Raw genomic sequence first — 11887 nt, forward strand, 5'->3', positions numbered from 1 at the left:
CAGCTCCTTTTAACTAGTATACTGCATTGTATCATACTAAAAATTCATCGTAAAAAGTATTAGACTATTTTTCAAAATAATTTTGAGCCGCCGCTTTTTTCAAACGGTTCATGTAAGCGACACCTAACCCTTCGTTAGGGAAAACTTGAACAAAAATCAAGTCCAATCCAAGCAGTAGTTCATCTAAACCACGTAGACCTGCAAACAAACCTTTTGCCGCCGCTTCAATAGAATCATCATGAAACATATATACAGCTGCCGTATCAAATCGTGTCTCTTCTGCAATTTTTGGTCCAGCAATCACGCCTGTTCTGAACCCTTTATTTTTTGCCCATTGGATAGCATCTGCCCAATCATTATCATGAACCATCAGGACTTTTGTGTCAGGTGAATAATGTTTATATTTCATTCCTGGTGCTTTCGGTGTCTCCGATTCTTTCACTAAATGCTTGTCAACAGAAACTTCTCCTACAACGTCTTCCAATTGCTCTTTGGTTACTGCACCTGGTCGTAAAATCATTGGTACTGCATCAGGATTACTTAAATCAATCACGGTTGATTCTACCCCAATTCGAGTTGCTCCATCCTCGATGATTCCAGTAATTTTCCCATGTAAATCGTGGTACACATGATCTGCCGTTGTTGGACTTGGCTTACCTGACGTGTTTGCACTTGGTCCTACCAAAGGCACACCCGCTTGGCGAATAACTTCAAGTGTTTTTTTGTTATCTGGCATTCGAAAAGCAGCTGTGGATAAGCCACCTGTTACGACACTTGGTAACTTGTTCTTTTTGATTTCAAAAATCATCGTCAACGGTCCAGGCCAGAAATTTTCAACAATTTTAGCTGTTGCAGGATGAAAGTTATCCACATATTCTTTTACTTGATCAAACGAAGCAACATGAATGATCAATGGATTATCTTGTGGTCGTCCTTTCACTGTAAATACTTTCGCAACTGAATCGGGTAAAAGTGCATTAGCACCTAATCCGTAGACCGTTTCTGTAGGAAAAGCCACCAGTGAGCCATTGCGTAATGCTTGGGCCGCTTCTTTCAATTCTGATTCATCATATCGTTTTGTTTCCACAGTTTATCCACATCCTTTTTTTTGAAAATCCTTGATTTTTAACGATTTATCCTCAGATTATCCCCGAATTGTTGATAAGTTATTTGTCAATAGTGGATAAGTTTGTTGATAAGTTTTAAAATCGCTTTTTTAACTGTTATATCAGTGTTTTTTTATCATAAAAAAACACTAAAAAATTTTTTCATCCACAGACCTGTTAATAAACTTGGATCATTCGTTCATTTCCAGATAGATCTTTTTTTACTATGACCGTTTTATGTGGAAATGCCTGTTGAAAGATATTTTGGACTGCCTCTCCTTGACGAAAACCAATTTCAAGAAAAATCTTTCCTTCTTCAGTCAAGACGTCTGGTGCTTCCCTCGCAATTTTCCGATAAATCGCTAAGCCATCAGCTTCTGCAAATAATGCCATTTTAGGCTCAAACGTTCGAACACTTTCATCCATTAAATCCCATTCTTTGTGACTAATATATGGTGGATTAGAAATAATTATGTCAAAACGTTGATCTAAGACCGGCTCCAATGTATCACCGAGATAAAAATCGATTTCAGCTTGTTCTTTTTCAGCATTTTCTTTTGCGACATCCAGGGCAGACGCAGATAAGTCTACTGCCGAAACTTGCCATTCTGGTCTTTCAGCCTTTAAACTAATGGCAATTGCACCTGTCCCCGTTCCAATGTCAATAACGGCTTGTTCAGAATCAGCTACTTCCGCCAAACACCAGTCCACCAGTTCTTCTGTTTCTGGGCGTGGAATAAGAGTTGCCTCCGTTACTTTTAGTCGATGACCATAAAAATCTGCATAGCCCAGTAAATATTGGGGGGGATGATTTTCCAGCAATAATTTCATATCCGTTTGGATCAAGAGCTGGTCAGCTTCTGAAATCACCTCATTCATATGCAATAACCAATCTAATTTTTGCCATTGTTTTCTTTCCAGAAATAAGAATTGGATACTATAACCTTCTTTGCCTTGCGCCTCTAAAAAAGAAGAAGCCCCTAACAAGGCTTCTCGATATGTTTTCTTATCCATTTTGCATAGCTTCCAGTTTAGAAGTTTGATCATACATAATCAAGGCGTCTACGATTTCATCTAATTTTCCAGCTAAAATTTGATCTAATTTTTGGATCGTTAAACCGATTCGATGATCGGTTACTCGATTTTGAGGGAAGTTATACGTACGAATACGCTCTGAACGATCACCTGTACCAACAGCTGATTTTCTAGTTGCATCATACTCACTTTGTGCTTCTTGTTGAATTTTATCATACACACGCGCACGTAGAATTTTCATTGCTTTTTCTCGGTTCTTCAACTGTGAACGTTCGTCCTGCATTGCGACCACGATTCCTGTTGGTAAGTGAGTCAAACGAACAGCAGATGCCGTTTTATTGACGTGCTGTCCACCGGCACCAGATGCGTGATAAATATCTGTACGAATGTCTTTGTCTTCAATATCAATTTCAACTTCTTCTGCTTCTGGCATAACAACAACTGTAGCTGTTGATGTATGGATGCGCCCTTGTGATTCAGTTGATGGCACACGTTGTACGCGGTGTGCGCCACTTTCATATTTTAGTTTTGAATACACGTTTTCGCCCGTAATCATCATGATCACTTCTTTGTATCCGCCAATACCAGTAATATTCGCTTCCATCACTTCGGTTTTCCAACCTTGTGCTTCTGCATATTTTTGGTACATATTGAATAAATCACCTGCGAACAAGGCTGCTTCGTCCCCGCCAGCAGCGCCGCGAATTTCCATGATGATATTTTTATCATCATTAGGATCTTTTGGTAAAAGTAAGATTTTAATGCGGTCTTCTAAAACTTCTTTTTCTTTTTTTAGATCTGATAACTCTTCTTTTGCCATTTCAGCCATTTCATCATCAAGCTTTTCGCCTAAAAGTTCTTCCGTATCAGAAATTCCTTGGACAACTTCTTTATAACGACGATAAACTTCAACTGTTTCGCGTGTGTTTGCTTCTTCTTTTGATAATTCCATGAAGCGTTTTGTATCCGTAATTACTTCTGGGTCACTCAGTAACTCACCCAGTTCTTCATAACGGTCTTCAATTGATTGTAATTGATCGTACATGCTTATTCTCCTTCTTTGATAACTGGTGGGTGAAAATAATGATGTCTACATACTGGATAGTAAGCTTCATTTCCACCAATTTGGACTTGATCCCCTTCATAAACAGGCTGATCGTCGATATAATGTAAATTCATGATTGCTTTTTTGTGACAGAACCAACAGATTGTTTTCATTTCTTCAATCTTGTCTGCATAAAGCAATAAGTATTTTGATCCTTCAAATAACTCATTTCGAAAATCATTTTTCAAACCAAATGCCATAACTGGAATATTTAGTTCGTCAACAATTCTTGTGAACGCAATGACATGTTTCTTCTTCAAAAATTGCGCTTCATCAATCAAGACACAATAAGGTCTTTCTTCATCAATCATTTGGCTAATCAATTCAAATACATCTGTTTCTTCAAAAACTGGTATGGCTTCTCGCTTCAAACCAATTCGGCTTGAAACTACACCAATCCCATCACGTGTATCAACACCACTGGTCATTAATACGACATTTTTCCCTTGTTCTTCGTAGTTATGCGCTACTTTTAGAATCTCAATTGTTTTGCCGCTATTCATTGCGCCATATTTAAAAAAAAGTTGTGCCATTTATCCGTTCACCTTCCAGTTTGTTCCTAAGGTATTATACTTGATTTTCATCATTTTTTACAGTGACAATTTTTAACCATACTGAAATAAGTTTGAAAAGTCATTTTTATTTGTCTCAATTCCATCTCAACAAAGAAGTGATTCTCCTTGTTTTTATTTGAAACAGCTCGATAAACGTTGTTTCAGCTAACCTAAAAAATTTATGTTACAATCAATTTCTTATCAACGATGTTAAAGGAGACTTTCTATGTCTGAAAATATTTTTAATCAAATGGCCAATCATTATGACACACCTGACAGATTGGCGCTCGCAGAAATTATTCGTGCAGAAATTCGTCAAAATTTACCCAAAGAAACAAACCAAAAAGTTTTTATTGACTATGGTGGCGGTACTGGACTTGTTAGTTTACCTTTGGCAAAGTTATTCAAGGAAACTTGGATCATGGATGCTTCTAAAGCAATGTTAACTGTTGCTGACCAAAAAATAACTCACAGTCACTTAAATAATGTGCATACTCAGTTAGCAGACTTGACGAAGGATTTACCGAGTCAAAAAGCAGATCTTTTGCTGGTATCTTTAGTACTTTTACATATCCCCGATACTAAATTGATTCTGAAAAAACTAGCAGAACTATTAAACCCTGGCGGTCAATTATTCATTGTCGACTTCAATAAAAATGAAGCAGTCAACCATCCAAAAGTCCATAATGGATTTGAGCAAGAACCTTTGGAGCAATTGTTGGCAGAAGCTGGACTAACACCCCTCAAGCTAGAAACTTTCCATGAAGGAGAAAACCTTTTTATGAGGCAACCAGCTTCTTTGTTCTTAGCTATTAGCCAGAAATAAAAAGGGGCTGGGACAAAAGTAGCCTAATGGATAGAAAAAAAGCCTAAAATCCGTTTTTGAAAACGTTGATTTAGGCTTTTTTTATCTGTTAAGAACGACTGGATTTTTAGTTTTGTCTCAGTCTCTTTTTCGCTAGCTGTGTTTTACCTTTCGTCCTTCGGGTTGCACTCTTTTCTACAATCATTTTTTTCGTAAAATGAATAGCTATTTTTTGAAAGAACTTCGTATTGCTTGAAGCTAAACGCTTTATTTTTTCGAAGCTGAGTGCTTGAAGCCACAACCTTCTCCTCGGTGCTCAAGAAGTAACTCCTTCCAAATAAGCCTAAATTTCACAAAAATTTGAGAAATAATTTCTGAAAATTCATTCCTATTTATTGGAGTTGAACACTTCTTTCACAACTTCTTTCTCGGTGTTCCCAAAGCAGCTTCTTCGGTAATAAGTTCTCTTTTCATAAAATATGAAAAGTTATTTTTAGAAAAGATTCCTTATTACTTGAAGCTAATCACTTTGCGCCACAACCTTAACTAATCAACGAAATTTCTGTCAACGGCCAATAACGGAAAACTACTTTTCCCTGAACCAATTTCTCATCAACTAAACCAAAAATTCGGCTATCTTTTGAAATCAAGCGATTATCGCCTAAAACCAAATAATTTCCTTCCGGCACCGTGTACTCAAAATCACTAGTGAAATTTGTCGAATTTTCTGCTTGAATTTGGAATGACTCATTATAAGAATACTCGTTTTGCAATTTGTCATCGGCAAACTTTTCTTTGTATTCATCCAAATAAGATTCATCATATTTTTTCCCATTGATTGTCAGCTGGTCATTGACCATCTTCACTGTGTCACCAGGCATCCCAATTATTCGTTTCACGATCATCCGTTCTTCGTCTTCCGGTTCTTTCGTGGTAATAATATCAAAACGTTCATATTTTGAAATTTTAGATGAAATCAATCGTTGTCCATCACTCAATGTTGGATCCATCGAATGACCATTGACAGTTACTGGTGTAAAAACAAAAACTCTAGCTAGCAAAATAGCTGCCAAAACGAGAATTAATACGCCCCAGTTTTTCAAAAAATTTTTCACACTATCCCTCCTTTTTTCTTTGCATTCGTTTTTTATTCTCTTTGTTCATTTAAAAATAAAACTGATAACATAAGATTATGCTTACCTTTTATTCTACATTTTTTACAGAATAAAGAAAAGAAAAAGTGTCATTTTTAGTGACCTCTGTGTTTTCGATTTTAGGCATAAAAAAAGAAAAACTTGCCACTTTCCAAAAGAAACAATCTGCTTTCTTTTGGAAATTCTTTACTAGCAAGTCTCACTTCTTTTATGAATGTTTTCGACGCTGGCTTCGACTGTAAACAACAGGCTCTCCTGTAGCTGCTTGCAGTTGCTCTTTTTTCGCTATCAATTTTAGACGATATGGCTCATGGTAGCGCAGACCATCTTTCACGAAATCACCACCAACAATAAAAAGCCCTACCGGATTAATTGTTTCCTGACCAGCTTTTGCATGAATTTTGCCGACCTCAACTAACTCTGAATAGTTTTTTCCAATCTTCAAGACATATTCTTGTTCACTTACTTTTTTGACGTAATAATATGGATATAACGTATTACGATCAACTAAAAAGCCATCCATTCGACCAAGATCATTAACCTTGATTTGACCCTCTGCAATCAAATAACTCATATTTTCAGCCAATTGCAGTTGATAATCTTCATTATAGTCAACAGTCACTTCTTCTGTATCTACTGATTGAAGTGTGTTTCCAGTTTGAATGCCACCTTCCGTTTGAATATTGAAAGCTTCATCTGGCAAGTACTTAACGAACACTTGTGTGACATCTGCTTTCGAGTTTTTGTCAAAAAAGTAATAGAAGATGTTTAAAACGATAAAATAAACTAAAACTAAAAAAACAATTCCATAAAGGAAAAACTGTAAATAATTCTGATTTTGCCACAAACCAAAAATGATTCGCAATAAATACATCGTTGGAATCACGCTTAAAATCGTGTATCCTCGATTCAAATATTTTGGACTAATATCCAAATAGCCTAAAAATTTGTGCACACCATTAATCAAATCTAATAAAAATGTCATTGATTCTCACCTGCTTGCTGATTACTCATTTGCGTTCCCGCTTTTTGTGTTGCAACGTCGTCCTGCGAATTCGCTGTCTCTGCTTCCGGCGTGGTATCATTTCCAGTCGCATCACTAGTTGTAGTGGCATCATCTTCCGTTGCAGAGGAATTCGTGGTTGGTGTTTGGTTATTCGTATCGTTATTCTCTGAACCAGAATCAATTACACCAAAATTATCTTTTGAACTACTTGTAGGTGTTTCATAAGTTGTTGAATCCGTTGTTTCGGCCCCTGTCTCTGTTGACTGGGTGTTTGGTAATGACGAACTGGTTGGTGTCGTTTCTTCTGTAGTTGGCGGCGTGGAGTTTGAGCTAGGAGCCCGATAACTTGAGCTATTAACTACGCCGGTTGCAGTTGCCACGATTGTGGAAATGGTTAACACTGCGATTGGTTTTAAAATCGGTGCTACTTTTCGCATCATATCTCTTCCTTTTCTAGTATCATCTGATCTTTCTATGTTACTTGATATTTATCATAATTCTTTTATTTTTTTCTTACGTTTTTATGAAGTTTTTATTGATTCGCTAGATATTCTTTCGCTTCACGATTCACTTTTTTCAAGTCAATCCCTTGTTGTTTGGCAGAAAATACACAACCACAATAACATTGACGATAGATATCATATTCCTTACACATCTGAATCGAGCGTTCATAGCCCTTATTTTTCTTGAAATCACTAGGCAAATAATGGGTGCCATATATTTTTTGGATATCCATTCCAATTTGATTGATCAATGCCGCATTTTTTTTGGGCGAGATTGTTAGGGCACTCCCAAAGTAATCATAGCCTAATTCTTGTGCCTTTTGTGCTACTAAATCTAATCGCATATTAAAGCAAGCTGTGCAACGTGCACCACCTTCTTTTTCATTTTCTAACTGATTTTCCAACACCATTTTGTTAAAAACGCTAGGACGATACTCATCGACAATTAGTTTCACTTGATGATTCGTATTTTCGTTAAATTCATCAACAAACCGTTGTTGCTCTGCTAACCGACGTAAATATTCACTTTTAGGATGGATATTTGAATTCGAGAAAAATAAAGTGACTTCTGCATGCTCTGACATAAATTCTAATGTGTGCGTGCTGCAAGGAGCACAACAGGTGTGGATTAAAATGGTTGGCTTTTTTTGTGCCAGTTCCCATTGTTTGATCATTTTTTTTAGAACAGAATCATAATTTATTTTTTGATTCTTCATTTTTTCAACTATTTCTGTGGCATCAACTACTTCCGTCACGCCAGCTCACCTCTTTTTAAAATATTGCTTCATTATATGCTATTTTTTCATAAACAAAAAGACGAATCTCACACTTATTTTAGCGATTTTTTTGAGCTTTTGCATTTGCACCTGTTATACTGTTAGCAACAACCCAAAGAAGGAGGCTTACTTTTTTTGAAGATTGAGCTTTTTTTGCGTAAGACGCAACGACACACGCAACGATTTATCACGAATCACTTTACTTCGATTCAAATTATTGTGTCTTATTATATTTTGATGACTATCCTTTCATTAGGATTGTTTTATTTACCTGTTTTCCGAGAAAAAGGTAGCCACGTTCCATTTGTCGATATGCTATTTATGGCAATCAGCACGGTTAGCGTAACCGGTCTTTCTACTTTTGATATCAATTCGGTATTCAATGATTCGGGCATTATTTTATTGGAAGTTCTATTTCAAATCGGCGGGTTAGGAATCATGATGATTTCGACTGCTTTCATTATTTTATCCAAAAGGCGCATTACGTTGCGTCAACGGCAATTAATCATGACCGATATGAACCAGCCACGACTTTCGGGAATTGTGCGCTTGATTCGGACAACTTTTTCCATTTTGATTTGGTTTCAAGTAATCTTTGGTACATTATTTTCAATTTATTTCTACTATCAAGGGTACTTTGAGCGCTGGCGTGATGCTATCTTTTACGGTTTTTATCAAGCAATCTCAGCCGTAACCAACTCTGGCTTTGACGTGACTGGTGACTCCATCAAGCCTTTTGCTCATGACTATCCATTTCTGATTGCTATCATGTTTTTGATCTTCATTGGTGGGATTGGTTTTCCGGTTCTAATGGAAGTTCGCGAGTGGTTTTTGTATCGAAAACGAAAAGAACGCTTGCCTTTTCGCTTCTCTTTATTTACCAAATTAGCAGTTCTGGCATTTATCATTTTATTTATTAGTGGCACACTGTTGATTTATTTACTGGAAAAAGATCACCTCTTTCATTCTTCCAGTCAAGGTGTCCAGTGGATTAATTCCATGTTTTATTCAATGACTACCCGGAATGCGGGACTTCAAATCCATGATTTAGGTAATTTTCAAATCACCACATTAATTGTCTTTTCATTGCTCATGTTTATCGGGTGTAGTCCAAGCTCTGTCGGTGGTGGAATTCGAACGACGACTGTTGCAATCATTGGGCTTTATCTGTACTCTTTCTTAAAAAGTGAAGATAATATCAATATTTTTGGGCGAAGAATCGATGATGATGATGTTCGTAAATCAGTCGTTGTGTTTATGTTATCCCTAGGTATGTGTTTCTTTTGTATCCTATTTCTATCTGCAACAGAAGAACAATCTCTAATAGCTATTATTGTAGAGGTCACATCTGCTTTTGGGACAACTGGTCTTTCATTAGGTATCACCCCAGATCTTTCTGTCATTGGAAAAATCACGATTGCTGGGCTGATGTTTATCGGACGAATCGGTATGCTTTATACCTTGATGTTGTTCGTGCCAAAAGAGACACGAGATTTGGGTTATGAATATCCTTCAGAAAAAATTATTATTGGGTAATCTCTTCTATATGAAAAAAAGAACGTTCTTGATTCTATCAATCAAGAGCGTTTTTCTTTTTTTTATTAACTTCCTCTGTAAAATCCTCCATTTCTTAAGAAAAAGAAAAGCAATTTAACCTTTTTTTCAACATGTGGTATGATAAGTTGAATTTACTCGTCAACACGACGTTTTTTGGAGGTTACATAATGGGAATACGCAGTCAATTTGCGATTGCAGTTGGGAAATCATCACAATGGGCATTGAAAACATTTTTTAAAGGTGGCTCAAGCTTACCTGGTAAGCTTGCTCTTAAAATAGATCCGCATATTTTAGATAGTTTAGCCAAAGATTATGAAGTAGTTGTCGTAACTGGAACAAATGGAAAAACATTGACCACTGCCTTAACTGTTAATATTTTGCGTCAACAATTTGATGAAGTTTTGACAAATCCAACTGGTGCAAACATGGTTCAAGGAATCGTTTCAACATTCTTACAAGCCAAACCAAAAAAAGGACAGAAAAAATTTGCTGTTCTCGAAATTGACGAAGCTAGCTTGAGTAAAGTGACAGAATATATGAAACCTGAACTATTTTTATTCACAAATATTTTTCGTGACCAAATGGATCGTTACGGTGAAATTTATACAACGTACAAAATGATTGTTGACGGTGCTGCAAAAGCACCAAATGCAACGATTATTTCAAATGGTGACTCACCAATTTTCAATTCGGTACAAACAGTCAATCCAAACAAATATTATGGGTTTGATCACGAAGAAGATCATGAACAAATGGCTCACTACAACACAGATGGCGTTCTGTGTCCAAAATGTCATCATATCTTACATTATAAAATGATCACTTATGCGAACTTAGGGAAGTATTATTGTCCAAATTGTGACTTTAAACGTCCTGAACTTGATTATCGTTTAACTGAGATGATTCGTATGGATAACGTTTCTGCTGATTTTGTCATTGATGGACATGAGTATGGTATCGAAGTTGGTGGAATGTATAACGTGTATAATGCGTTAGCTGCTACAGCTGTGGCTGAATATTATGGTGTCGCACCAGAAAAAATCAAACAAGGTCTGGGTTATGATGAAAAAGTCTTTGGTCGGCAAGAAACGATAACAATCAATGACAAGAAATGCACATTGATCCTTGTTAAAAATCCGGTTGGAATCAATCAAGTAATTGATATGATTGGTCTTGCGCCTTACCCGTTTTCATTAGTTTCCCTACTAAATGCGAATTATGCTGATGGAATTGATGTCAGTTGGATTTGGGATGGCAACTATGAAAACTTCGCAACCATGGCTATTCCAGCAGTTATCTCTGGTGGAGATCGCCATACAGACATGACTTTGCGCTTAAAAGTTGCGGGTATTCCAGAAGAAAAATTAACGGAAACAAAAGAAATTCCTGAAGTAATTGAAAAAATCAAAACACTTCCAACCGAACATGTTTATATTCTAGCGACTTACACCGCTGTTTTGCAGTTGCGTAAAGAATTGGCAAATCAGGGATATATTAAGGGAGGCATGAATAATGGCTAATTATGAATTAACTATTGCGCACCTGTATGGTAATTTAATGAATACTTACGGGGATAACGGAAATTTATTGATGCTCAAATACGTTGCCGAAAAAATGGGCGTGACTTTCAATTCTGAAATCGTCAGCATCCATGAACCTTTTGATGAAAAAAAATATGACTTAGTCTTTTTCGGTGGTGGGCAAGACTTTGAACAGCTGATTATTTCAGAAGACATTCAAGACAAGAAAGAATCTTTGACAAACTATATTGAAAATGATGGTGTCATGCTTGCGATTTGTGGTGGCTATCAATTACTTGGTCACTATTACATGGGCGCTAATGGTGAAAAAATCCAAGGAATCAGTGCTTTAGATCACTACACACTTAGCCAAGACAACAATCGTTTTATCGGAGATATTGTTATTCACAATGAAGAATTTGACGAAACTTATTATGGATTTGAAAATCATAATGGACGAACTTTCTTAGGTGAAGGTGAACGTCCTCTTGGGAAAGTCGTTCAAGGAGAAGGAAACAATGGCGAAGATCAGTCTGAAGGAGTTATTTACCGTAATGTTTATGGTTCTTACTTCCATGGTCCTATCTTAGCACGTAATGAACACTTAGCTGAACGCTTGATTCGCCTAGCTTTAGAAAAGCGTTATGGAAAAGAGTTAGATTTGCCAACTGTGACAACAAAAATGTAGCACCTAGCATTTCATACAAAAAACTCAAACAAAAAGAATGAACCAAAGCGAAATTCGCGTTGGCTCATTCTTTTTTGC

General features: G+C 36.6%; 12 protein-coding genes. 4 read left to right on the plus strand and 8 right to left on the minus strand.

Annotated features, from left to right (window positions below):
- Positions 1-64: 64 nt before the first annotated feature.
- The 4 genes from IGJ93_RS10795 to IGJ93_RS10810 form a co-directional block, all read right to left on the minus strand.
- Positions 65-1087, minus strand: a complete 1023-nt coding sequence (locus IGJ93_RS10795) for an L-threonylcarbamoyladenylate synthase (protein ID WP_270345837.1) — start codon at positions 1085-1087, stop codon at positions 65-67.
- 196 nt (positions 1088-1283) lie between these two features.
- Positions 1284-2120: a peptide chain release factor N(5)-glutamine methyltransferase gene (gene prmC, locus IGJ93_RS10800; RefSeq protein WP_075491262.1), complete on the minus strand. Its 837-nt coding sequence runs from the start codon at positions 2118-2120 to the stop codon at positions 1284-1286.
- Positions 2113-3186: a peptide chain release factor 1 gene (gene prfA / locus IGJ93_RS10805; RefSeq protein ID WP_067482813.1), complete on the minus strand. Its 1074-nt coding sequence runs from the start codon at positions 3184-3186 to the stop codon at positions 2113-2115. The genes prmC and prfA overlap by 8 nt, the downstream gene beginning before the upstream one ends.
- 2 nt (positions 3187-3188) lie before the next feature.
- On the minus strand, positions 3189-3779 hold the full coding sequence (locus IGJ93_RS10810; protein WP_067482815.1) for a thymidine kinase: 591 nt from the start codon (positions 3777-3779) through the stop codon (positions 3189-3191).
- 247 nt (positions 3780-4026) lie between these two features.
- On the opposite strand from IGJ93_RS10810, the gene IGJ93_RS10815 reads away from it, so the two are divergent.
- The gene (locus tag IGJ93_RS10815) at positions 4027-4626 is read left to right on the plus strand and encodes a class I SAM-dependent methyltransferase (protein WP_067482817.1); all 600 of its coding nucleotides are present in this window, start codon (positions 4027-4029) and stop codon (positions 4624-4626) included.
- Between the two features lie 521 nt (positions 4627-5147).
- Here IGJ93_RS10815 and lepB read toward each other — a convergent pair.
- The 4 genes from lepB to IGJ93_RS10835 all read right to left on the minus strand — a co-directional run bounded on the left by lepB (position 5148) and on the right by IGJ93_RS10835 (position 7984).
- The gene (gene lepB / locus IGJ93_RS10820; RefSeq protein ID WP_067482821.1) at positions 5148-5720 is read right to left on the minus strand and encodes a signal peptidase I; all 573 of its coding nucleotides are present in this window, start codon (positions 5718-5720) and stop codon (positions 5148-5150) included.
- Between the two features lie 247 nt (positions 5721-5967).
- Positions 5968-6744 (minus strand): DUF6681 family protein, encoded by a 777-nt coding sequence (locus IGJ93_RS10825; protein ID WP_071869103.1) that lies wholly within the window; start codon positions 6742-6744, stop codon positions 5968-5970.
- Positions 6741-7202 (minus strand): hypothetical protein, encoded by a 462-nt coding sequence (locus IGJ93_RS10830; protein ID WP_067482825.1) that lies wholly within the window; start codon positions 7200-7202, stop codon positions 6741-6743. The genes IGJ93_RS10825 and IGJ93_RS10830 overlap by 4 nt, the downstream gene beginning before the upstream one ends.
- Positions 7203-7297: 95 nt before the next feature.
- Entirely contained in the window at positions 7298-7984 is a 687-nt protein-coding gene (locus tag IGJ93_RS10835; protein ID WP_067483114.1) for an epoxyqueuosine reductase QueH, read from the minus strand.
- Between the two features lie 195 nt (positions 7985-8179).
- Between IGJ93_RS10835 and IGJ93_RS10840 the strand changes: the two genes are divergently transcribed.
- The 3 genes from IGJ93_RS10840 to IGJ93_RS10850 all read left to right on the plus strand — a co-directional run bounded on the left by IGJ93_RS10840 (position 8180) and on the right by IGJ93_RS10850 (position 11809).
- On the plus strand, positions 8180-9580 hold the full coding sequence (locus IGJ93_RS10840; protein WP_067482827.1) for a TrkH family potassium uptake protein: 1401 nt from the start codon (positions 8180-8182) through the stop codon (positions 9578-9580).
- Positions 9581-9768: 188 nt separating this feature from the next.
- Positions 9769-11121: a Mur ligase family protein gene (locus IGJ93_RS10845; protein ID WP_067482829.1), complete on the plus strand. Its 1353-nt coding sequence runs from the start codon at positions 9769-9771 to the stop codon at positions 11119-11121.
- Positions 11114-11809, plus strand: coding sequence for a type 1 glutamine amidotransferase (locus tag IGJ93_RS10850; protein ID WP_067482831.1), 696 nt, complete (start codon positions 11114-11116; stop codon positions 11807-11809). Before IGJ93_RS10845 ends, IGJ93_RS10850 begins: the two co-directional genes overlap by 8 nt.
- The last annotated feature ends 78 nt before the right edge of the window (positions 11810-11887 follow it).

This window comes from Enterococcus sp. DIV0174 (assembly GCF_050529065.1).
Classification (GTDB): domain Bacteria; phylum Bacillota; class Bacilli; order Lactobacillales; family Enterococcaceae; genus Enterococcus_B; species Enterococcus_B thailandicus.

What these genes read in the sequence shown, in the direction of transcription:
- prfA (WP_067482813.1), bottom strand. Translation starts at nt 3,186, where the DNA reads ATGTACGATCAATTACAATCAATTGAAGACCGTTATGAAGAACTGGGT.
- IGJ93_RS10815 (WP_067482817.1), top strand. Translation starts at nt 4,027, where the DNA reads ATGTCTGAAAATATTTTTAATCAAATGGCCAATCATTATGACACACCT.
- IGJ93_RS10810 (WP_067482815.1), bottom strand. Translation starts at nt 3,779, where the DNA reads ATGGCACAACTTTTTTTTAAATATGGCGCAATGAATAGCGGCAAAACA.
- IGJ93_RS10835 (WP_067483114.1), bottom strand. Translation starts at nt 7,984, where the DNA reads ATGAAGAATCAAAAAATAAATTATGATTCTGTTCTAAAAAAAATGATC.
- IGJ93_RS10850 (WP_067482831.1), top strand. Translation starts at nt 11,114, where the DNA reads ATGGCTAATTATGAATTAACTATTGCGCACCTGTATGGTAATTTAATG.
- IGJ93_RS10845 (WP_067482829.1), top strand. Translation starts at nt 9,769, where the DNA reads ATGGGAATACGCAGTCAATTTGCGATTGCAGTTGGGAAATCATCACAA.
- prmC (WP_075491262.1), bottom strand. Translation starts at nt 2,120, where the DNA reads ATGGATAAGAAAACATATCGAGAAGCCTTGTTAGGGGCTTCTTCTTTT.
- IGJ93_RS10825 (WP_071869103.1), bottom strand. Translation starts at nt 6,744, where the DNA reads ATGACATTTTTATTAGATTTGATTAATGGTGTGCACAAATTTTTAGGC.
- IGJ93_RS10830 (WP_067482825.1), bottom strand. Translation starts at nt 7,202, where the DNA reads ATGCGAAAAGTAGCACCGATTTTAAAACCAATCGCAGTGTTAACCATT.